Source organism: Streptomyces sp. NPDC022910 (assembly GCF_055561075.1).
Window position 1 is genome coordinate 60681 of the sequence record NZ_JBVHHL010000011.1, and the last position, 21234, is coordinate 81914.

Annotated in this window: 18 protein-coding genes and 1 pseudogene; 10 read left to right on the plus strand and 9 right to left on the minus strand. The window is 71.1% G+C overall.

Going from position 1 to position 21234, the window contains the following annotated elements; translation table 11 throughout:
- Positions 1–34 precede the first annotated feature (34 nt).
- Positions 35–925, plus strand: coding sequence for an NAD(P)-dependent oxidoreductase (locus ACZ3TS_RS13555; protein ID WP_467617051.1), 891 nt, complete (start codon positions 35–37; stop codon positions 923–925).
- 141 nt (positions 926–1066) lie between these two features.
- Positions 1067–1342, plus strand: coding sequence for a DUF1876 domain-containing protein (locus ACZ3TS_RS13560; protein WP_467617053.1), 276 nt, complete (start codon positions 1067–1069; stop codon positions 1340–1342).
- A 66-nt stretch (positions 1343–1408) separates the two neighbouring features.
- Here ACZ3TS_RS13560 and ACZ3TS_RS13565 read toward each other — a convergent pair whose 3' ends face one another.
- The 5 genes and pseudogenes from ACZ3TS_RS13565 to ACZ3TS_RS13585 form a co-directional block, all read right to left on the minus strand.
- Entirely contained in the window at positions 1409–2566 is a 1158-nt protein-coding gene (locus ACZ3TS_RS13565) for a serine hydrolase domain-containing protein (RefSeq protein WP_467617295.1), read from the minus strand.
- 77 nt (positions 2567–2643) lie between these two features.
- A pseudogene (locus ACZ3TS_RS13570) lies at positions 2644–3087 on the minus strand (organic hydroperoxide resistance protein).
- A gap of 128 nt (positions 3088–3215) precedes the next feature.
- A complete protein-coding gene (locus tag ACZ3TS_RS13575; RefSeq protein ID WP_467617056.1) occupies positions 3216–3983 on the minus strand; it encodes an energy-coupling factor ABC transporter ATP-binding protein in 768 nt (255 codons plus the stop codon).
- Positions 3971–4732, minus strand: coding sequence for a cobalt ECF transporter T component CbiQ (gene cbiQ / locus ACZ3TS_RS13580; RefSeq protein WP_467617058.1), 762 nt, complete (start codon positions 4730–4732; stop codon positions 3971–3973). Before cbiQ ends, ACZ3TS_RS13575 begins: the two co-directional genes overlap by 13 nt.
- Positions 4732–5766, minus strand: a complete 1035-nt coding sequence (locus ACZ3TS_RS13585; protein ID WP_467617060.1) for an energy-coupling factor ABC transporter permease — start codon at positions 5764–5766, stop codon at positions 4732–4734. Before ACZ3TS_RS13585 ends, cbiQ begins: the two co-directional genes overlap by 1 nt.
- 158 nt (positions 5767–5924) lie before the next feature.
- Between ACZ3TS_RS13585 and ACZ3TS_RS13590 the strand changes: the two genes are divergently transcribed.
- A complete protein-coding gene (locus tag ACZ3TS_RS13590; protein ID WP_467617062.1) occupies positions 5925–6278 on the plus strand; it encodes an SsgA family sporulation/cell division regulator in 354 nt (117 codons plus the stop codon).
- Positions 6279–6340: 62 nt separating this feature from the next.
- On the opposite strand, the gene ACZ3TS_RS13595 is transcribed toward ACZ3TS_RS13590, so the two are convergent.
- The 3 genes from ACZ3TS_RS13595 to ACZ3TS_RS13605 all read right to left on the minus strand — a co-directional run bounded on the left by ACZ3TS_RS13595 (position 6341) and on the right by ACZ3TS_RS13605 (position 12092).
- Positions 6341–8011: a penicillin-binding transpeptidase domain-containing protein gene (locus ACZ3TS_RS13595; RefSeq protein WP_467617064.1), complete on the minus strand. Its 1671-nt coding sequence runs from the start codon at positions 8009–8011 to the stop codon at positions 6341–6343.
- Positions 8012–8105: 94 nt separating this feature from the next.
- Entirely contained in the window at positions 8106–9734 is a 1629-nt protein-coding gene (locus ACZ3TS_RS13600; protein WP_467617066.1) for a penicillin-binding transpeptidase domain-containing protein, read from the minus strand.
- Positions 9735–10352: 618 nt separating this feature from the next.
- Positions 10353–12092 carry a dolichyl-phosphate-mannose--protein mannosyltransferase gene (locus ACZ3TS_RS13605; protein WP_467617067.1) on the minus strand — a complete coding sequence of 580 codons (1740 nt, stop codon included), beginning with the start codon at positions 12090–12092 and terminating at the stop codon, positions 10353–10355.
- Between the two features lie 87 nt (positions 12093–12179).
- Between ACZ3TS_RS13605 and rsmI the strand changes: the two genes are divergently transcribed.
- The 6 genes from rsmI (at position 12180) to ACZ3TS_RS13635 (ending at position 18334) form a co-directional block, all read left to right on the plus strand.
- Positions 12180–13043 (plus strand): 16S rRNA (cytidine(1402)-2'-O)-methyltransferase, encoded by an 864-nt coding sequence (gene rsmI / locus ACZ3TS_RS13610; RefSeq protein WP_467617070.1) that lies wholly within the window; start codon positions 12180–12182, stop codon positions 13041–13043.
- Between the two features lie 377 nt (positions 13044–13420).
- Complete coding sequence (locus ACZ3TS_RS13615; protein ID WP_467617072.1) at positions 13421–13870, plus strand: hypothetical protein; 450 nt, start codon at positions 13421–13423, stop codon at positions 13868–13870.
- Between the two features lie 48 nt (positions 13871–13918).
- The gene (locus ACZ3TS_RS13620) at positions 13919–14830 is read left to right on the plus strand and encodes a TatD family hydrolase (RefSeq protein ID WP_467617073.1); all 912 of its coding nucleotides are present in this window, start codon (positions 13919–13921) and stop codon (positions 14828–14830) included.
- Between the two features lie 165 nt (positions 14831–14995).
- Positions 14996–16330, plus strand: coding sequence for a ubiquitin-like domain-containing protein (locus ACZ3TS_RS13625; RefSeq protein ID WP_467617075.1), 1335 nt, complete (start codon positions 14996–14998; stop codon positions 16328–16330).
- A gap of 151 nt (positions 16331–16481) precedes the next feature.
- Positions 16482–17444 (plus strand): 16S rRNA (adenine(1518)-N(6)/adenine(1519)-N(6))-dimethyltransferase RsmA, encoded by a 963-nt coding sequence (gene rsmA / locus ACZ3TS_RS13630; protein WP_467617077.1) that lies wholly within the window; start codon positions 16482–16484, stop codon positions 17442–17444.
- A complete protein-coding gene (locus ACZ3TS_RS13635; protein ID WP_467617079.1) occupies positions 17441–18334 on the plus strand; it encodes a 4-(cytidine 5'-diphospho)-2-C-methyl-D-erythritol kinase in 894 nt (297 codons plus the stop codon). Before rsmA ends, ACZ3TS_RS13635 begins: the two co-directional genes overlap by 4 nt.
- 123 nt (positions 18335–18457) lie before the next feature.
- Here ACZ3TS_RS13635 and ACZ3TS_RS13640 read toward each other — a convergent pair whose 3' ends face one another.
- Entirely contained in the window at positions 18458–19048 is a 591-nt protein-coding gene (locus ACZ3TS_RS13640; protein ID WP_467617298.1) for a Uma2 family endonuclease, read from the minus strand.
- Positions 19049–19206: 158 nt separating this feature from the next.
- On the opposite strand from ACZ3TS_RS13640, the gene ACZ3TS_RS13645 reads away from it, so the two are divergent.
- A complete protein-coding gene (locus ACZ3TS_RS13645) occupies positions 19207–21012 on the plus strand; it encodes an ABC-F family ATP-binding cassette domain-containing protein (protein ID WP_467617081.1) in 1806 nt (601 codons plus the stop codon).
- Positions 21013–21234: the final 222 nt, after the last annotated feature.

Here is a 21234-nt window from a genome sequence, read left to right on the forward strand (position 1 = left end):
CACTACCCACCGTACGGATCAGGAAGTTGACGTCATGACAGACAAGCTCACCGTGAGCGTCCTGGGCACAGGGATCATGGGTGCGGCGATGGCCCGCAACATCGCCCGCGCCGGACACACCGTCCGCGCCTGGAACCGCACCCGCGCCAAGGCCGAGCCGCTGGCCGCCGACGGCGCGCACATCGCCGACACCCCCGCCGAGGCCGTGCGGGGCGCGGACGTCGTCGTGACCATGCTGTACGACGGCAAGGCCGTGCTCGACGTCATGCGGGAGGCCGCCTCCGGGCTGCGCTCCGGCATCGTCTGGGCCCAGTCGACCACCGCGGGGATCGAGGACGTCGGCGACCTGGCGGCCGTCGCCCGGGAGCACGGCCTGGTCTTCTACGACGCCCCGGTGCTGGGTACCCGCCAGCCCGCGGAGGCCGGGCAGCTGACCGTCCTCGCCGCGGGTCCCGCCGAGGGCCGGGACACCGTGACGCCCGTCTTCGACGCCGTCGGCGCCCGCACCCTGTGGACGGGCGAGGACGGTGCGGCGGGCAGCTCCACCCGTCTGAAGCTGGTGGTCAACAGCTGGGTCCTCGCGGTCACCGCCGCGGGCGGCGAGGTCCTGGCCCTGGCCCGGGCCCTGGACGTGGACCCGCAGAACTTCTTCGATCTCATCGGCGGCGGCCCGCTCGACATGGGGTATCTGCGCGCCAAGGCCGACGTCATCCTGAACGACAAGCTGACCCCGGCCAGTTTCGCGGTGGCGACCGCGGAGAAGGACGCCCGTCTGATCGTGCGGGCCGGTGAGAAGAACGGCGTGCGCCTCGACGTGGCCGCCGCCACCGCGGAACGCCTCCACCGCGCCGCCGCCCAGGGTCACGCCGACGAGGACATGGCGGCCGCGTACTTCGCCAGCTTCGAGGAAGAGCCCCGTTCCTGAGCTGTGAGCCCGCTCCCTGTTCGGCCACGGCTGCCCCGGAAGCGTCGCACGGCCGCGCCGATCCTCACGAGCCGTGCCCGCACCGTGCGTCGGGGATCGAGGAGGAGCACCCTGGAATCAGCGGTTCCGGAGGTGATCGTGATGATGCACACCGCAGTCGGATGGCATGTGGAACTCGAATTCCAGGAGGACGATGAGCGGACGCGGGCGGCGGCGCTCGTACGGCTTCCCGACGGGAACGAGGTCCGGTCCCACGGGTACGCCAGCCGCCACCACTCCGACGCGAATCAGCCCCGTGTCGGGGAGGAGATCGCGGGGGCGCGTGCGCTCAACGACCTTGCCATGCAGTTGCTCACGAAGGCACATGAGGAGATCGACGAGGCGTCGGGGAGGACGTCTCACCCGCTGACGCACTGAGTGCGTTTCGGTGATGCCTGTACGCGGTGCCGCGTACAGGCATCACGCTGCCTGCCGTGGTCGCGGCTACGCCGACGACGTACGCACCGCCCGCACCAGCGCCTGCGCCCGTGGGTCCGCCGTCACGCTCTTGCGGAAACCGTTGGTGACGTAGCCGAAGGCGATGCCGGACTCGGGGTCGGCGAAGCCGAGGGCGCCACCGCGGCCCGGGTGGCCGAAGGAGCCGGGAGCGAGGAGCGGGGACGCGCTGCCGTGGAGCATGTAGCCGAGGCCGAAGCGGGTGGTGACCACCAGCACGCGGTCGGGGCCCGCCGAGGCCTCCGCGCGGGCGCGTTCCAGCGTCTGTGGTGCGAACAGGCGTACGCCGTCGACCTCGCCGGTCAGCGCCGCGTAGAAGCGGCCGAGGCCGTCGGCCGTCGCGATGCCGTTCGACGCGGGGAGGACCGCCGCGCGGTAGGCGGGGTCGTTCTCGTCGGGCAGCGGGGCGATCGCGGCGAAGGCGCGGCGGGTGAGGCTGTCGGGGTTCGCGTAGGCGTCGGCGACCGCGCGCTTGGGGCGGGTGCGCGGCGTGCCGTCCTGCGCGGGCGCCTCGACCGAACCCACCCGGCCCACGCGGTGCGCCTCGGCTTCAGGCAGCCCCACCCACAGGTCGAGGCCCAGCGGCCCGGCGATCTCCGTCGCGATCCACTCGCCGATCGAGCGGCCGGTGATCCGGCGCACCAGTTCGCCCGTCAGCCAGCTGTACGTCTGCGCATGGTAGCCGTGGTCCGTGCCGGGCTCCCAGGCGGGAGCCTGCGCGGCCAGCACGGCGGCGGCGAGATCGGGGTCCGCCGCCTCGGCGGGCGTGAGCGGACGGTCGAGCGCGGGTACGCCGGCCCGGTGCGCCAGCACGTGCCGCACCACGGCGCGCTCTTTGCCCTGTGCCTTGAACTCGGGCCAGTAGTGGCCGACGGGGGCGTCCAGGTCCAGCTCCCCACGCTCGGCCAGCATCAGCAGCACGGCCGCGGCGACGCCCTTGGTCGCCGAGCGCACGATGTGCGCGGTGTCCCGCTCCCAGGGCTCGGTCCCGTCGACGTCGCGCGTCCCGCCCCACAGGTCCACGACCTTGCGCCCGTCGCGGTACACGACGACCGCGGCCCCGCGCTCGCCCAGCGTCTCGAAGTTCCGCACGAACGCTTCCCTGACCGGCTCGAAGCCCTCGGCCACAGTGCCGTTCACGTCCACGCCCGTGTTCCCTTCACTCACCTACGACGGATCGCCTAGGACAGTGAGTGAAACACGGGTGCCCCGCCTTCGATTCCTCAGCCCAGCACGACCGTCACGTCGATGTTCCCCCGCGTGGCGTTCGCGTACGGGCAGACTTCGTGGGCCGCGTCCACGAGCTCGGCCGCGACCTCCTGGTCGAGGACGGGCAGCGAGACGCTGAGGGCGACCGCGAGGCCGTAGCCGCGCTGCTTGTTGGGGCCGATGCCGACCTTCGCGGCGACCGTGGAGCCGGTCAGGTCGTAGCCCGCGGTTGCCGACCAGGATGAGCGCGTTGTGGAAGCAGGAGCTGTAGCCGGCCGCGAAGAGCTGCTCGGGGTTGGTGCCGTTGCCGTCGCCGCCCATCTCGGACGGCATCGCCACCCGCAGCCCGATATGGCCGTCTGGCTGGTGACGTATCCCTCACGGCCGCCGTGCGCGGTGGCCTCTGCGACATACATGATCTTCGTCGGACGGGTGTCGACAGCGGCACCTTCGGTCACGGCAGGACCTCCCCAGGACGGACACATGGCAGGCAACACAAATGTGCGCAACTACATGGCGCACAAAGTACCCGTCGGTATATGGGGTCGTTACCAGGAGGTAGCAACCGTGGGTAACCCGGCCGGTGTCACGGACGGCCCATGCCGACCGGTACGGATCGGGGATCGAAGCCGAATGGCAGCTCCAGACGGTGCGCGCGCATGAGTGCGTCGTCGGCGAGCAGTTCGCCCGTCCTCCCGTCCGCCGCGATGACACCCTCGCTGAGGATCAGCGACCGCGGGCACAGCTCCAGTGCGTACGGCAGGTCGTGCGTGACCATGAGGACCGTGACGTCCAGCGACCGCAGGATGTCGGCGAGTTCGCGCCGCGACGCGGGGTCGAGGTTCGACGAGGGCTCGTCCAGGACAAGGATCTCCGGCTCCATGGCCAGGACGGTCGCCACCGCCACCCGGCGGCGCTGGCCGAAGGAGAGGTGGTGCGGTGGGCGGTCCTTGAAGTCCGCCATGCCGACCTGCGCGAGGGCACGGTCGACGCGGTCCTCCAGTTCGGTGCCCTTCAGACCGGCCGCCGCCGGCCCGAAGGCCACGTCCTCACGGACCGTGGGCATGAAGAGCTGGTCGTCCGGGTCCTGGAAGACGATGCCGACCCTGCGCCGGATCTCGGCCATGTGCCGCTTGCCGACGGGCAGCCCGGCGACCTTCACCGTTCCCGCGCCGCCGGTCAGGATGCCGTTGAGATGGAGCACGAGGGTCGTCTTCCCGGCGCCGTTCGGCCCGAGCAGCGCGACGCGCTCGCCGCGCGCGACGGTGAAGTCGACGCCGAACAGGGCCTGATGCCCGTCCGGATACGCGAAGGCCAGTCCGGCCACTTCCAGCGAAGGTGTCACAGGGTCCATCCCAGCAGGCAGACGACGAGGGCGGCGAAGGGCAGGGCGAGGGCGTACGACCACTGCGCGCGGGACGCGGTCACCTCGTCGATGACCGGCATCGAACCGGAGTAGCCGCGACTCACCATGGCCAGGTGCACACGCTCGCCGCGCTCGTAGGAGCGGATGAAGAGCGCGCCCGCGGACTTCGCGAGCACACCCCAATGGCGGATGCCCCGTGCCTCGAAGCCTCGCGACTCCCGGGCGATCCGCATCCGCCGCATCTCGTCGGTGATGACGTCCCCGTAGCGGATCATGAACGACGCGATCTGGACGAGGAGGGGCGGGAGCTTGAGGCGTTGCAGCCCGAGCAGCAGCTCGCGCAGCTCGGTGGTGGACGCGAGCAGGACGGAGGCAGCGACGCCGAGGGTGCCCTTGGCGAGCACGTTCCAGGCGCCCCACAGCCCGCCGACGCTCAGTGAAAGACCGAGGACGTCGACGCGCTGGCCCTCCGCCACGAACGGCATGAGGACGGCGAAGGCGACGAAGGGGACCTCGATCAGCAGGCGCTTGAGGAGGAAACCGGCCGGTATGCGGGCCAGGCGCGCGACCACGCCGAGGAGCGCGGCGTACAGCGCGAACGCCCACATCGCCTCGCGCGGCGTCGACACCACGACGACCACGAAGGCGAAGGTGGCGGCGAGCTTGGTGTGCGGCGGCAGGGCGTGCACGGGGGAGTGCCCGTGGCGGTACAGCCGGTGTGTGTGGCCCGCACCCATCAGGCGACCGGGGAGGTGTCGTGCGCACGGCGCCTGCGGACGGCCCAGAAGACCGTGCTGCCCGCGACGACGGTCACACCGACGCCGATCACGCCCGCGAGACCGCCGGAGAGACGGGCGTTGTCGACGTCCTTGACACCGTAGTCGGCGAGCGGGGAGTCGGCGGCCGCGTGCTTATGGGCCTTGCTGTCGATGCCCTGGTCGGTGGCGACCTTCTCCAGGCCGTCCGGGCTGGCGGAGGCGTAGAAGCTGACGAAGCCCGCGAGAACGAGGGACGTGACGAGGCCGGTGATCCACAGCCGGCGGCGGGACCGGGCCGTTGCGGGCACGGGCTCGGCGGCGGGCGCGTCGACCAGCTCGCCGCCGACCCGCAGCTTCAGACGCTGCTGCAGGCCCCGGGCGCCGTACACGAGATCCGGGCGTACGGCGATCACGGCGCCGACGGTGAGGGTGGTGATGGTGGCCTCGCCGAGGCCGATGAGGACGTGGACGCCGATCATCGCGGTGGCGACCTTGCCGATCGAGACGTCGGTGGTGCCGCCGACCGCGTAGATCAGGGTGAAGGCGACGGCGGCGGCCGGGACGGAGACCAGCGCAGCCAGGAAGGACGCGACGGTGACGGAGCGGCGGCCGCGCGGCAGGACCCTGACCAGTCCGCGGAAGACGGCGTAGGCGACGACGGTCGTCACGATCGCCATGTCGGTGATGTTGACGCCGAGGGCGGTGAGGCCGCCGTCGGCGAAGAGGATGCCCTGCATGAGCAGCACGACGGACACGCACAGCACCCCGGTGAAGGGGCCGACGAGGATGGCGGCCAGCGCCCCGCCGAGCAGATGTCCGCTGGTGCCGGCGGCGACCGGGAAGTTCAGCATCTGTACGGCGAAGATGAACGCGGCCACCAGGCCGGCGAGCGGCGCGGTGCGTTCGTCGAGTTCACGCCGGGCACCCTTGAGGCTGACGGCCAGGGCACCCGCGGCGATGACGCCGGTCGCGGCGGAGGTGGGGGCGTTGATGAATCCGTCGGGCACATGCACCGTTCGAGGATACAAAGTTATTGCGAACGCTTTGCAAGAGCCGGGAAGGTGTGAGTGTCTCACGTGAGCACCAGGCGCCGCATTTGTCCGCTTATGAGACATTAGAGAAGTAGCGGATTCACCTATCGCTTGGGTGACGCAGCGTGAGGAGTAGTCCGATGTCCGTTGTGGAACAGTACGCACGAGCTCATGTCGTCACGGACTCCCCGGAAGCTCCGGACGCCGTCCCCATAGTCCTGCGCTACGACCCCGACGCCGATCCGCGCTCCGTCCGTATCGGTCTGCCCGGCCCGCACGAGTGGGCCTTCTCCCGAGACCTCCTGGAAAGGGGCCTGCGCGCCCCCGCGAGCAAGGGCGACGTCAGCATCTGGCCGTGCGGCCGGGTCCAGGCGGTGATGGAGTTCCATTCGAAGCAGGGGGTCGAGGTGGTGCAGCTCGAGTCGAAGGCGCTGCTGCGCTTCCTGCGGCGGACGTACACGGCGGGCGCGACGGTGGGGCGGCCGGTGTCCTAGCCGAGGCGCGTGGCCGACAGGGGTGCGGGCCCGTGGCGACGGGCCCGCGATGCGCCGCCGGGTCAGCTTCCCGCGCGCAGCAACGCCGCCACGATCGGCCCCGCCGAGTCACCGCCGTGCCCGCCCGCCTGGACCACGCCCGCAGCGGCCAGGTCGCCCTTCCAGGCCGTGAACCAGCCATTGGGCTGCTGCTGGCCGTCGACCTCCGCCGAACCGGTCTTCGCGCCGTCGTCCGGGCCCAGGCCTGCCATCGCCTTGGCGGCCGTACCCGCCGCGGCCGTGTACTGGAGGACCTCCTTCAGCTGGGCCTGTGTCGACGCCGACATCGTGCGCGTCGCCTTCGGCAGCGTGCGGTCGTCCACCGACGGCGAGACCAGGTAGGGCTGATGGAAGACGCCCGTCTTGGCCGTCGAGACCACGGAGGCCATGTTCAGCGGGTTCATGCGCACGCCGCCCTGGCCGATCAGGGAAGCCGCCATCTGGGCCGCGCTCTGCACCGGGACCGAGCCGTCGAAGGACGGGACGCCGATGGCCCAGTTGTTCATGCTCAGGCCGTAGATCTGCTGGGCGACCTTGGTGAGGTCCTCGTTCTGCAGCTTCTGGGCCTGGCTGATGAAGGCGGTGTTGCAGGACGCCGCGAAGCTCGCCTTGAACGTGCCGTTCTTGATCTCGAACTTGTTGTCGTTCTGGAACTTCCAGCCGCCGTACGTCACGTACTTGGGGCAGGGATGCGCCTTGTCGGCCGACGCGAGGTTCTTCTCGAACAGGAGCGTCGACGTCACGATCTTCATCGTCGAACCGGGCGCGAGGGAGCCCTGGAACGCCACGTTGAAGCCATGGCTGGAGTTCGCCACCGCCAGGATCTCGCCCGTCGAGGGGCGCATGACGACCACGGACGCCTTGTCCTTGGTCGTCACCTCCTGCTCCGCCTTCGCCTGGAGCGTCGGGCTCAGCGTGGTCCTCACCGTGCCCGGTGTGCCCTCGCTCAGCGTCACCAGCGTCTTGTCGGGCGTCTTCTGGGTGCCCTTCGAGGCCGCCTTGCGCACGATGCGCAGCTCGATGCCCGCCTTGCCGCCGGCCTTCTTGCCGTACTTCTCGCGCAGGCCGTCAAGCACCGTGCCGAGGGACGGATACTTGGCGGTCGTCAGTGCTCCGCCGTCCCGGTCCACGGCCTTGATCGGGGGCGTACCGGCCTCGCCGGTCACCAGGCGGTCACCGTCGGTCAGGTCGGGGTGCACCACCGACGGCTGCCAACGCACCAGCGGCGCACCGTCGTGGGCCCGGCGCACCACCGTCAGCTTCGACTGGTACGCCAGTGGCTCGCTCTTGCCCTGGTACGACACCGTCGCTTTGACGGAGAACGGCACCGAAGTCCCCGACGGTGTGCCGCGGGTCAGCGTCACGCCCGTGATGTGCGCGTCCTTGCTGTAGCCCGTCAGGAGCTGCGTCGCCGCCGCCGAGTCGTCCGTGGCGGCCGCCGCCTTCGCCACGTTGCCCTGCTGCCAGGCCGTGAGGAACGCTGTGGCCGTCGTGCGGACCTCGGACGCGGACGGCGGGCCGGTCTTCGCGGGCTTGAGAGCGCCCGTGATCGCCTTGCCGTCGTCGGCCGCCGCGCCGCCGCCCAGCAGGCTGTAGGCGCCGACCGCCCCGGCCACGCCGACGAGGGCGATCAGCCCTCCGATCACCAGCGGCCGGCCCTTCTTGCGTTCGGTGACGCGCCTTCTCTTGCCCACAGCTCCCGATCCTCCGCAGTCCCCAGGCCCCCGGTGCCCTCACGCTCCTCAACGAGAGCAACCACACTAGAGTCCCGGGGTGACACGGGTGACTTCAGCCGCCCGTTCGTAGCACAGCTGCGACGATAGGACCGGCCGCGTCGCCGCCGTGCCCGCCCTCCTGGGTCATGGCCGCCGCCGCGATGTCGCCCCGGTAGCCGGTGAACCAGCTGTTGGACTTCGTCTGTCCGTCGACCTCCGCGGACCCCGTCTTCGCCCCGATGTCCCCTCCGAGCCCCGCCATGACATGCGCGGCCGTGCCCTGGGTCGCCGTCAGCCGCATCATCGCCTTCAGTTGGGCGACGGTGCCGGCGGACAGGCCCTTGGCGTCGGCCAGTTGGCGGTGGTCGAGCTTTGGCGAGACGAGGTACGGCTGCCGGAACGCGCCTGTGATCGCGGTGGCCGTCACCGACGCCATGTTCAGCGGGCTCATCTGGACCTGGCCCTGGCCGATCAGATTGGCCGCGGTGTCCGGGCCGCCGGAGGCGGGCACCGAGCCGTCGAAGGACACGATGCCGGTCTTCCAGTTGTTCTGCCCGAGGCCGAAGCGGTCTTCGGCCTCACGGGTGAGCGAGTCGACCTTCACCTCGTCCGCGTACTTCACGAACGCCGTGTTGCACGACCGCATGAAGCTGTTGGCGAGCGTGGCCTTCTCGTTGGGGACGAGGCCCGTGAGGTTGTGGAAGGTCTGGCTCTGCCAGACGGCCGTGTCGGGGCAGGGGGCCGGGCCGTTCATCGCTGTGATGCCGTTGTCGATGAGCGTCGCCGCGCTGATGATCTTCATCGTGGAGCCCGGCGCCAGCCGTCCCTCGAAGGCCGCGTTGAACTCGTCCTTGCGGTGGTTGGCGACCGCGAGCACCTCACCCGTGCTCGGCTTGACCGCCACGACCGACGACTCCGCGTACTGCTGCACGGCCCGTTCGGCCGCGGCCTGCGCGGAGGCGCTGAGCGTGGTGTGGAGTCTGCCCGGGGTGCCTTTGGCCAGAGTCAGCAGTGTCTTGCCGGGTGTGGTCTGGTCGGCGCGCTCGACGGAGAGCTCGATGCCCGGCCTTCCGCCGGCCTCGTCTCCGTACTTCTCGCGCAGCGCGTCCAGGATCGGGCTGAGGGACGGGTACTTCTCCCCGGTCAGCACCGTGCCGTTGCGGTCCACAGCCTCGATCGGCGGGACCTTGGCCTCACCGGTGACGAGCGTGTCGCCCTTCTGGAGGGCGGGATGGACGACCGACGGTTGCCAGTCGACCAGCGCGCGCCCGGTGGTCACTCCGCGCACGACCGTCAACCTGCTGTCGTAGTCCAGCGGTTTGGACTTCCCGTCGTAGGACACCGTCGCCTTCACGGAGAACGGCACCGAGTCCCCGCTGCGCGCGCCCGGAGTGATGTGCACCTTGGTGATGTGCGCGCTCGTGCCGTACGCGGTCAGCAACTGCTCCGCGGCCTCGGCGCTGTTCGTGTACGAGGCGGCGGTGGCCGCGTCGCCCTTCTCCCAGGCGGCGAGGAACTTCGCGCTCGCCTCCTTCACCTCGCTCGCGGACGGCGGCCCGGTCTTCACCGGTGCGGGCCCGTCGGAGTTGCTCCCCGTGCTCCCGTCGAGCGCGCTCACGACGTTGAACGCGCCGTACCCGGCGCCCCCCACCATGACCGCGAACACCCCGCCGACTATGGCGGCCTTGACCCCCTTGCGCATGACGCGTCGCCCCTCCCCGTAGATCTCGAACTGTAGACGGCCTGAGGGGTGGTTGTGAGGGCTGTGGTTGTTTGTTGACCGAAGAGTGATCAGAGGTGTGACCTGAACCCTCGTATCCAGTCACATTCGTGAACGTCGGAGGTCGGGAACCGTCGTGACCCCTTCTTCCAGGGGTCCGCGATGGACTCCGGTCCCTCGGCGGCCCCCGCCTCCAGCAGGAGCACCCGATTCCGCACCACGGCGCACCACACCGATCGGGCCACCACGGCGCGCCGACCCGAATAGTCGACGGGTCGGCCGGCTATGGCGTCGGTCGTGATACCCCTCGGACTCCGCAATACCTCGCCGACAACGCAAGCGCCGCAAACGTTCCGCTGTCTCCGGTCGACCTCGCCGACCTCGACGCCGTCCCGGCCCCCGTCGGCGCCCGGTACTGACCGTCCCGCCCCAGCGCCGAGCGCCCGCGCGTGCCGCCGCTCGCCACTTGAGTTGCTCCACGACCAAGGGGCCGCCGGACGGCCTTCGGCCGTCCGCGGGCGGTCGGCAGCAACCGCTAACGACCGCCAACGACCACGAGGGCGCGGCAGTCTGCCGCGCCCTCGTGGTCTGTCTGCCCAGCTAGACCCAGGTGTCCAGCCACATCCGCGACCGCCACTGGTCGATCGGGATCGCGGTTCCCGTGTACAGGGGCCAGAAGTAGATGAAGTTCCAGGCGATCAGCAGGACCAGGACGCCCGCGCCCGCCGCTCCCACCACCCGGCGGCGTTCGTCCGAGCCGGGTGGGCCGAGGACGGCGCCGATCATCATCGCGACCGCCAGGCACAGGAAGGGGACGAAGACGACCGCGTAGAAGTAGAAGATCGTCCGCTCCTGGTACATGAACCAGGGCAGATAGCCGGCCGCGATGCCGCAGGCGATCGCGCCCGCCCGCCAGTCGCGGCGGAACGCCCAGCGCCACAGGACGTACAGGATCGCGAAGCAGGCCGCCCACCACAGCAGGGGGGTGCCGATCGCCAGCACCTCGCGGGCGCACTTGTCGCCCGCGTCCGGGGGGCAGCCGGCCTGGCCGGGGGACGGGGACTCGTAGAAGTACGAGACCGGGCGGCCCACCACGAGCCAGCTCCAGGGGTTCGACTGGTACGTGTGCGGGGACGACAGGCCGACATGGAACAGGTAGACCTCGTGCTCGTAGTGCCACAGGCTGCGCAGCCAGTCGGGCAGGAAGGTCCAGTTGCCACCCTTGCCGTCGGTGGCCGCCCAGTTGCGGAAGTAGCCGCCGGAGCCGTTGGCGGGGGAGAGGATCCAGCCGGTCCAGGAGATGAGGTACACGACAAGTGCCACCGGGACCGTCGCCAGGAACGTGATGCCCGTGTCGCGCTTGAGGACCGTCACATAGGGACGGCGGTCGCCCGCGATCCGGCGCGCGCCCACATCCCACAGGAGGGCCATCACGCAGAAGGCCGCCAGGATGTAGAGCCCGTTCCACTTGGTGCCGATGGCGAGACCGAGCATCAGGCCCGCCATCCAGCGCCACGGCCGCCGGCCGAAGCGGGTCGTCTCGGCGGCGTACGGGTCGGGTCGCACCCGGCCGTCCGCGTCCGCCGGGAGTGCCGCAGCCAGTCTCGCGCGCGCCTTGTCCCGGTCGATGAGCAGACAGCCGAAGGCCGCCAGCACGAAGAACTCCAGGACGCCGTCCAGCAGCGAGGTACGGCTCATCACGAACTGCAGCCCGTCCACCGCCATCAAGGCGCCGGCCAGACAGCCCAGGAAGGTCGACCGGAACAGACGGCGGCCGATGCGGCACAGCAGCAGCACCGCCAGCGTGCCGAGCAGCGCCGTCATGAAGCGCCAGCCGAACGGATCGAATCCGAAGATCAGCTCGCCGAGCCCGATGACGTACTTGCCGACCGGCGGATGCACCACGTAGGAGGGATCCGTCGGGATCGCCACGTGGCCGTGGTTCTTGAGGATCAGGTCGTTGGCGTCCTTCGCCCAGTTCGCCTCGTACCCGTTGTGGACGAGCGCCCAGGCGTCCTTGGCGTAGTACGTCTCGTCGAATATCACCGCCCTGGGGCTGCCCAGGTTCCAGAACCGCATCAGCCCGGCCATCAGCGTCACGAGCAGCGGGCCGCCCCACCCCGACCAGCGCGTGATGCGGTCGGCGACCTCCTTGCGCAGGCCGAACGCCGCCCAGATGCGGGGACTGGGCTCGCTGTACGGCGGCACGAGCCGGTCGCGGACGTCGCCTCTCGGGCGCTCCGTGTGTCCGAAACGGCGCAGCCGCTGCTGCCACGACGGCCGCTGCTCTTCGGTGGCCTGGCCCTGCCGGGTGTCCGTGGAGGACGCGGTACTGGTCACCGCGCCATCGTAGGGAACACGTCTGTGTGAGTCCCGCGCTTGGGTCCTACCCGATCGGGTACGAGCGGTGCCTGGGAGGATGGAAAGGTGACAGTAACGCCCGGAACCCTGGTCCTCGCCGGCACTCCCATCGGGGACATCGAGGACGCGCCGCCGCGGCTCGCGCAGGAGCTGACCACCGCCGACGTGATCGCCGCCGAGGACACGCGACGGCTGCGCCGGCTCACCCAGGCGCTGGGCGTGCAGCCGGCCGGGCGTGTTGTGTCGTACTTCGAGGGCAACGAGTCCGCCCGGACGCCCGAGCTGGTCGAGGCACTGGTGGGCGGGGCGCGCGTGCTGCTGGTGACCGACGCGGGGATGCCGTCCGTGTCCGACCCCGGCTACCGGCTCGTCGCCGCCGCCGTCGAGAAGGACGTCCGGGTCACGGCCGTGCCCGGCCCCTCCGCCGTGCTCACCGCGCTCGCGCTGTCCGGGCTGCCCGTCGACCGGTTCTGCTTCGAGGGCTTCCTGCCCCGCAAGGCGGGCGAGCGGCTGTCGCGGTTGCGCGAGGTCGCCGAGGAGCGGCGCACCCTCGTCTACTTCGAGGCCCCGCACCGGCTTCAGGCGACGCTCGCCGCCATGGCCGAGGTGTTCGGCACGGGGCGCCGTGCGGCCGTCTGCCGTGAGCTGACCAAGACGTACGAGGAGGTCAGGCGCGGTCCGCTGGGCGAGCTGGCGGAGTGGGCGGCCGAGGGGGTACGGGGCGAGATCACCGTCGTCGTGGAGGGCGCGGGCGAGCAGGCCCCCGAGGAGCTGGACGCGGCCGAGCTGGTGCGCCGGGTACGGGTGCGCGAGGAGGCCGGGGAGCGCCGCAAAGAGGCCATCGCCGCGGTGGCCGCGGCGGCGGGCCTGCCGAAGCGGGAGGTCTTCGACGCGGTGGTGGCCGCGAAGAACGCCGCCGCGAAAGGCTGAGCGCGGCCGCCCGGTGCCGCTGCCGGTGCGCGGGGCCCGCACGCCCAGGGGGGCGGCTGCGGGGCGCACCCGGCCCGCGACGGGGCGCGACGGGCTCGCACCGCCGCTGAGCAGGGCGCATCTCCCATGAGCAGGCGCCCCATGGCCGGGCAAAGGGCTGTCGTGGAAGGCAAAGCCGAGACGGTGCGATCGGGTGGGTTTGGCAAGCAGAATCCAAATCGCCTCCAACACTCGACAGGCCTTGGTGCCTTCGCGCCGCTGTGGGCGTCCACTGGGTGAAGGGACGCACCCGTCCCTCGCCCACAGTGGGACCCCGCGGGATTCAGGGGGAACCCCGCCCCACCGGGGCGCTTGTCCAGCGGACAAGAGGAGCTGGCATGAGTGAGATCGCAGGGCAGACCGGCCAGGTCGCAGCGGCCGGTCCCGTCACCGGGCAGTCCGAGCGAGGCGCGGCGACCGCCGTCGTACACGAGTCCTACTCGTTTGCCTGTATGCGATGCGGGCACGGCTGGGAGCAGTCGTACGAGATAGAGCACCACCTCGACGGAGACGGCAACGAGTTCGTGATGTACGTCGCGGGCGGCCGCGTCGTGCCGTCGCCGCTGAGCCGGCCCAGCTGCGTGAACTGCGACAGCCATGTGGTGCGCATCATGCGCCCCGGCCAGGTGTCCTCCGTGCAGAACTCCATGCACCCGCACCACGGCGCGGCGCCGCAGACCACCGCGGAGACTCTCGATGAGCCGCCGAAGGCGGCCGGGTCCGAGGAACACCACCACTGGCACCTCTCGGACCTGCTCCACCCGTTCCTGCACCGCAAGGCCGGATGACGGGTCCTCCGTACGAGGGACGGCGTGCCCCTTTCGTAGGATCGGGGCATGCCTTCCCAAGCGTCCGACAAGAACGCGCCGCCGCCACTGCCCGAGCCCCTCGGCGTGCCCGTCGCCGACTCGCACACCCATCTCGACATGCAGTCCGGCACGGTGGAGGAGGGCCTCGCCAAGGCCGCGTCCGTCGGGGTGACCACGGTCGTACAGGTCGGCTGCGACGTGAAGGGCTCGCGCTGGGCCGCCGAGACGGCCGCGGCGTACGACTCCGTGCACGCGGCCGTGGCGCTGCACCCGAACGAGGCCCCACGGATCGTCCACGGCGATCCTGGGGGCACCTCCCAGCCCCCCGGGGCTGGGGGAGGCTGGTCCCGGCAGGGGGCGCGCGAGCCGGGTGGCGACGCGGCCCTCGACGACGCGCTCGCCGAGATCGACCGCCTCGCCGCTCTTGAGTACGTCAAGGGCGTCGGTGAGACGGGGCTCGACTACTTCCGCACAGGGCCCGAGGGCAAGGCCGCCCAGGAGCGGTCCTTCCGAGCGCACATCGAGATCGCCAAGCGGCACGGCAAGGCGCTCGTCATCCACGACCGAGACGCCCACGCCGACGTGCTGCGCATCCTCGAGGAGGAGGGCGCGCCCGAGCGGACGGTCTTCCACTGCTATTCGGGTGACGCTGCGATGGCCGAGGTCTGCGCGCGTGCCGGGTACTTCATGTCGTTCGCCGGCAACGTCACCTTCAAGAACGCGCAGCCGCTGCGCGACGCGCTCGCCGTGGCGCCCCTCGATCTCGTCCTGGTGGAGACCGACGCTCCCTTCCTGACACCCGCGCCGTACCGTGGTCGGCCCAACGCGCCTTATCTCATTCCGGTCACGGTCCGCGCGATGGCCGCGGTGAAGGGGGTCGAGGAGGACGTGCTGGCGGCAGCCCTGGCGCTGAACACGGCGCGTGCCTTCGGTTACTGACCGATCACGCTCACGGCGTCGTCGGTGGCCGGACGCCGCTCCCGGTGCCCAGGGTTCCGGCGCGGGATCGTGTCGCCACACCGAGTGACGGCGTTGCTTTGGAGAGTGACGACCAGGCGCTAGGTTCTGGTCTCCCGTTTCGGATCCTCTCTGGAGCGTGTCGTCGTGAGCAAACGGCAGTACTCGCCTTACAGGACGTACGACCCGACGCCGGCGTACGAGGACCATGAGCCGCACGTTCGGTCGTACCCGGACACGTACCGGCCCGCCTACGAGGCGCGGGCCCGCGTGGTGCGTGCCGGGGAGATAACGGAACCGATGCCGCGCCCGGAGACGGAGGGCGCCGGGCGCACCGGGGGCCGCGCCCAGGCGCGCCACGCCGCGCGGCGCAGGAAGGGCGGCGCGGGACCCGAGTCCGTGCGCCGTCTCCTCCCCCAGGCGCTGGTCGTCGCCTTCCTCGCGGGCGGAACCACCGCCTTCGTCGCCAACGACAAGGCGATCGAGCTCACCGTGGACGGCAGGCCGCGCGCGCTGCACACCTTCGCCGACGACGTGGGCGAACTGCTCGCCCGGGAGGGTGTCGCCGTGGGGGAGCACGACGTCGTCACCCCCACGCCCGGGACGCCGCTCGCCAGCGGCGACGAGGTCGCGGTGCACTACGGACGCCCCCTGTTCCTCACCATCGACGGGCACCGGCGCCCGATGTGGACGACGGCGCACACCGTGGACGACGCGCTCCAACAGCTGGGGGTACGCCCCGAGGGCGCGTACGTATCGACCTCACGCTCCCGGAAGATCGGCCGCGAGGGGCTCGTACTGGACGTCCGCACCGAGCGCACCGTGACGGTCATGGCGGACGGGTGGGCGCGCACCATCCGGACGAACGCGGCCACCGTCCGCGAGGCCGTCGAGCAGGCCGGCGTCACCCTGCGCGGGCAGGACACGACCTCCGTGACACCGGGGAGCTTCCCGCGCGACGGGCAGACGGTGACCGTGCTGCGGGTGAAGGGCTCGAAGGAGTTCCGGGAGGAGCCGATCCCGTTCGGCGTGCGGCGCACCCACGACCCGACCCTGTTCAAGGGCTCGCAGATCGTGGCGCGCGCCGGACAGCCGGGCACGCGCCGGGTGACCTACGCCCTGCGCACCGTCAACGGCGTCAAGCAGAAGCCGAGGCGGCTCGCGGCCGAGGTGGTGCAGGAGCCGAAGGCCCAGCTGGTCCGGGTGGGCACCAAGCCGCACCCGGACTCCGTGAACGGCGCGGAAGGCCTGAACTGGCGCGGCCTCGCGGCCTGCGAGTCCGGCGGCCGGCCACGCGCGGTCGACCCGTCCGGCACCTACGGCGGCCTCTACCAGTTCGACAGGCGCACCTGGCGCAGCCTCGGCGGCTCCGGCCGGCCGCAGGACGCCCCCACGGCGGAGCAGACCTACCGCGCGAAGAAGCTGTACGTGCGCCAGGGCACAAGCCCCTGGCCGCACTGCGGGTCGCGGCTGTACCGGTGAGCGTGCGGTGCGGTGCGGTGCGGTCGCCGCCGCCGTCCTCGGGGACGGGTGCCGTCTGCGGGTCCCCCGGGCCGTCCAGGCACCGGGGGAGGCCCGGCTGCCCGCGGCCACGCATGTACGGCCGTGTCGTGCCGCCCCGTACCCTTGGTCCGTGAGCAGCCCCACCCCCGACGCCCTCCTGGGCCCCGCCGACGTCCGTGAGCTGGCGGCCGCCCTCGGCGTACGCCCCACCAAGCAGCGCGGCCAGAACTTCGTCATCGACGCCAACACCGTGCGGCGCATCGTGCGCACCGCCGACGTGCGGCCCGACGACGTCGTCGTGGAGGTGGGGCCCGGGCTCGGATCGCTGACGCTGGCGCTGCTGGAGGTCGCCGGGCACGTCACCGCCGTCGAGATCGACGACGTCCTGGCGGCGGCGCTGCCCGCGACCATCGCCGCGCGCATGCCCGAGCGCGCCGGACGGTTCGCGCTGGTGCACTCCGATGCCCTGCACGTGAGGGAGCTGCCGGGTCCCGCGCCCACCGCGCTCGTCGCGAACCTGCCCTACAACGTCGCGGTGCCCGTTCTCCTCCACATGCTCGACACCTTCCCGGGCATCGAGCGGACGCTGGTGATGGTGCAGTCCGAGGTCGCCGACCGGCTGGCCGCCGCGCCCGGCTCGAAGGTGTACGGGGTGCCGTCCGTGAAGGCCAACTGGTACGCCGACGTCAGGCGCGCCGGGGCCATCGGGCGCAATGTCTTCTGGCCCGCGCCCAACGTCGACAGCGGGCTCGTCTCGCTGGTCCGGCGGGCCGAGCCGATCAAGACCTCCGCCTCGAAGACGGAGGTGTTCGCCGTGGTGGACGCCGCGTTCGCACAGCGGCGCAAGACTCTGCGGGCCGCCCTCGCCGGGTGGGCGGGGTCGGCCGCCGCGGCCGAGGCCGCGCTCGTCGCCGCCGGGATCTCGCCGCAGGCGCGCGGTGAGTCCCTGACGGTGGAGGAGTTCGCCCGCATCGCCGAGCACCGCGTCCCAGTGAACCGCGCCCCCGACAACCGCGTCACCGAGAACCGCGTCACCGAGAACCGCGTCACCGAGAACCGCGTCACCGAGAACGAGGAGCAGGCCCAGCAGTGAGCGTGACCGTACGCGTACCCGCCAAGGTCAATGTGCAGCTCGCCGTGGGCGGGGTCCGCCCCGACGGCTTCCACGACCTGGCGAACGTCTTTTTGGCCGTCGGCCTGTACGACGAGATCACGGTGACCCCGGCCGACGAACTGCGCGTCACCTGCTCGGGGCCGGACGTCGCGCAGGTGCCGCTCGACCGTACGAACCTGGCGGCTCGGGCGGCGCTGACCCTCGCCGGGCGCCACGGGCTCGAGGCGACTGTGCACCTCCACATCGCCAAGGACATTCCTGTCGCCGGCGGCATGGCGGGCGGCAGCGCGGACGGGGCCGGGGCGCTGGTGGCGTGCGACGCGCTGTGGGGTACGCGTGCCTCGCGCGAGGAACTCCTCGACATCTGCGCCGAGTTGGGCAGCGATGTGCCGTTCAGCCTGGTGGGCGGGGCGGCGCTGGGCACCGGGCGGGGCGAGAAGCTCACGCCGCTGGAGGTCGGCGGGACCTTCCACTGGGTGTTCGCGATGGCCGGCCGGGGGTTGTCGACTCCGGCGGTGTTCCGGGAGTTCGACCGGCTGAACGAAGGGGTGCGGATCCCCGAACCCGTCGCCTCGCAGGACCTGCTCGACGCCCTTGCGAAGGGAGACGCCGGGGCGCTCGCGGCGGCGGTCTCCAACGACCTTCAGCCGGCCGCGCTGTCCTTGTTCCCGGAGCTGGCGGACACGCTGGCCGCGGGGCGGGCGGCCGGAGCACTGGCGGCGCTGGTGTCGGGGTCGGGGCCCACGACGGCGTTTCTCGCACAGGACGCGTCCGGTGCGCAGAAGATCGCTCAGGCGCTGACGGCGTCCGGTACGTGCGGGTCGGCGCGGGTGGCCGTGTCCCCGGCGCCGGGGGCGACCGTGATCTGACACCACTGCTCGCAGTCGGCCAAGTCCACGTACTCAGTCCTCAGTTGAGTACGAGCGCCCTGTGGCTGCTGGTGGAGCGGGCGGGGCGGGGCCGCGGTACCCCCGCCTGACGGCGACCGGGGCTCAGAGGTTGTCGATGGCGGTCAGGTCGATGTCGATGGAGTAGGGCACGTCGACTTTGAGGTGATCGTGGTGAATTCCGGTCAAGGCGTACGTATGGGTGGTCTGGGCCAGCTCGTAGACCTGTACGACGGGGCGGCTGTCCGGACCGGTCATCTCGACCAGCCAGAAATGGCCAATGCCCGCTGCGGCGTACTTGTGCGGCTTGGTGTGGCGGTCGCGTGACTCGGACTCCGGAGAGATGACCTCGACGGCCAGCAGGACGTCCGTACCCTTGAAGTGGGTCTGCGTCGGCCCTGTTTTGGCACTCGCCTTGACAACGGAGATGTCCGGCTCGGGCCCGTTGCGTTCGTCCAGCACGACAGTCATCTCGCGAGCGACCCTCAGGTCGGGCGGCAGGGTGCTGCGCAAGCCGCTCACCAGCAGGTCGATCGCTGAGAAGTGGAAATAGCGCTGCGGACTCACGAAGACCAGGCTCCCGTCGATCAGCTCGGTGTGCGGCGGGAGATCCGGCAGCGTGAACAGGTCGTCCACCGTGTAACCGTCCATCGGCGGCATCGGCCAGCGAGGCTGCTCGGTGGACTCGGCAATCATGGTTCCTCCCATGGGCGGGATCCTGCGGCCTGCATTCCCACCGTAGCCGTCGATCACTGATCACGTCACCACAAAGAGTGACGATCCCCTCGCGCGCCGCCACCTCCCCCGCAGGCCCTACGCTTGAAGGCTGACCGACCCCCGCGAGCAGGAGTGAAATGGCCGTCAACCTGGTCAATGTCGAGAACGTCAGCAAGGTGTACGGCACCCGCGCCCTGCTGGACGGCGTCTCGCTCGGTGTGTCCGAAGGGGACCGGATCGGGGTCGTCGGGCGCAACGGCGACGGCAAGACCACCCTGATCCGGATGCTCGCCAAGCTGGAGGAGGCGGACACCGGCCGGGTCACCCACTCGGGCGGGCTGCACATCGGCGTGCTCACCCAGCACGACTCCCTCGACCCGGCCGCCACCGTCCGCCACGAGGTCATCCGGGACATGGCCGACCACGAGTGGGCGGGCAACGCCAAGATCCGTGACGTGCTCACCGGGCTGTTCGGCGGGCTCGACCTGCCCGGCTTCCCGCAGGGACTCGACACCGTCATCGGGCCGCTGTCCGGTGGCGAGCGGCGCCGGATCGCGCTGGCCAAGCTGCTCATCGCCGAACAGGACCTGATCGTCCTCGACGAGCCCACCAACCACCTGGACGTCGAGGGCATCGCCTGGCTCGCCCAGCATCTGCGGGGGCGCCGCTCCGCGCTCGTGTGCGTCACGCACGACCGGTGGTTCCTCGACCAGGTGTGCACACGGATGTGGGACGTGCAGCGGGGCACGGTCTACGAGTACGAGGGCGGCTACTCCGACTACGTGTTCGCCCGTGCCGAGCGCGAGCGCATCGCCGCCTCCGAGGAGGCCAAGCGGCAGAATCTGGTCAGGAAGGAGCTGGCCTGGCTGCGGCGCGGCGCACCCGCCCGCACCTCCAAGCCCCGTTTCCGAGTCGAGGCCGCCAACGAGCTGATCCAGGACGTGCCGCCGCCCCGGGACAGCAGCGAGCTGATGAAGTTCGCCAGCTCCCGGCTCGGGAAGACCGTCTTCGACCTCGAGGACGTCACCGTGCAGGCCGGACCCAAGGTGCTGCTCAAGCACGTCACCTGGCAGCTCGGCCCCGGCGACCGTATCGGCCTCGTCGGGGTGAACGGCGCGGGCAAGACCTCCCTGCTGCGTGCCATGGCCGACGCCGCGCGCAGCGAGGGGGAGCGACAGCCTGTCGGGGGCCGGATCGCCGTCGGCAAGACGGTCAAGCTCGCCTATCTGTCGCAGGAGGTCGTGGAGCTCGACCCCACCTGGCGGGTCCTGGAGGCCGTGCAGCGCGTGCGGGAGCGGGTCGACCTCGGCAAGGGGCGCGAGATGACCGCCAGCCAGCTGTGCGAGACCTTCGGCTTCAACAAGGAGAAGCAGTGGACGCCCCTCGGGGACCTCTCCGGCGGTGAGCGGCGGCGGCTCCAGCTGCTGCGCCTGCTCATGGACGAGCCGAACGTGCTCTTCCTCGACGAGCCCACCAACGACCTCGACATCGAGACCCTCACCCAGCTCGAGGACGTCCTCGACGGCTGGCCCGGCTCGATGATCGTGATCTCGCACGACCGGTTCTTCGTCGAGCGGACCACGGACAAGGTGTACGCCCTCCTCGGTGACGCCACGCTGCGGATGCTGCCCCGCGGTATCGACGAGTACCTGGAGAGGCGCCACCGCATGGAGGAGGCCGCCGCCGCGGCCGCCATCCCGGCACCCGTCGACCGGAAGCCCGCCGTCTCCGCCGCCGACACCCGCGCCGCCAAGAAGGAACTCCAGCGGATCGAGCGGCAGTTGGACAAGGTCTCCGAGCGGGAGACCAAGCTCCACCAGCAAATCGCCGACAACGCAACCGACTTCGAGAAGGTGGCCGGGCTGGACGCCGAGCTGCGCGAACTCGTCGGCGAGCGAGAGGAACTGGAGCTGCGCTGGCTGGAACTCGCGGACGACGCCTAGGCGTTCGGCGTGCGGCGCGCGCATGGGGTGAAGGGTCCGTGAAGGCGCGTAACGAGGGCATCACGGGCCGGTCCTCCCTTGGGAACAGGGGCAGGACCGGCCCCGTGTTCATGAGCCTCACAGTGGTAGAAAGGGCCGCCGAGACCAGTCTGAGCACCACCGGCGTGGGGGAAAAACGGGCACCACGGGTGTGGGGACACATCAGTCAAGAGGGGGAACGCG

Coding starts and splice junctions, on each gene's coding strand:
- ACZ3TS_RS13640 (WP_467617298.1), bottom strand. CDS start 19,048: ATGATTGCCGAGTCCACCGAGCAGCCTCGCTGGCCGATGCCGCCGATG.
- ACZ3TS_RS13555 (WP_467617051.1), top strand. CDS start 35: ATGACAGACAAGCTCACCGTGAGCGTCCTGGGCACAGGGATCATGGGT.
- ACZ3TS_RS13600 (WP_467617066.1), bottom strand. CDS start 9,734: ATGCGCAAGGGGGTCAAGGCCGCCATAGTCGGCGGGGTGTTCGCGGTC.
- ACZ3TS_RS13575 (WP_467617056.1), bottom strand. CDS start 3,983: ATGGACCCTGTGACACCTTCGCTGGAAGTGGCCGGACTGGCCTTCGCG.
- ACZ3TS_RS13620 (WP_467617073.1), top strand. CDS start 13,919: ATGCCTTCCCAAGCGTCCGACAAGAACGCGCCGCCGCCACTGCCCGAG.
- ACZ3TS_RS13590 (WP_467617062.1), top strand. CDS start 5,925: ATGTCCGTTGTGGAACAGTACGCACGAGCTCATGTCGTCACGGACTCC.
- ACZ3TS_RS13560 (WP_467617053.1), top strand. CDS start 1,067: ATGATGCACACCGCAGTCGGATGGCATGTGGAACTCGAATTCCAGGAG.
- ACZ3TS_RS13615 (WP_467617072.1), top strand. CDS start 13,421: ATGAGTGAGATCGCAGGGCAGACCGGCCAGGTCGCAGCGGCCGGTCCC.
- cbiQ (WP_467617058.1), bottom strand. CDS start 4,732: ATGGGTGCGGGCCACACACACCGGCTGTACCGCCACGGGCACTCCCCC.
- ACZ3TS_RS13645 (WP_467617081.1), top strand. CDS start 19,207: ATGGCCGTCAACCTGGTCAATGTCGAGAACGTCAGCAAGGTGTACGGC.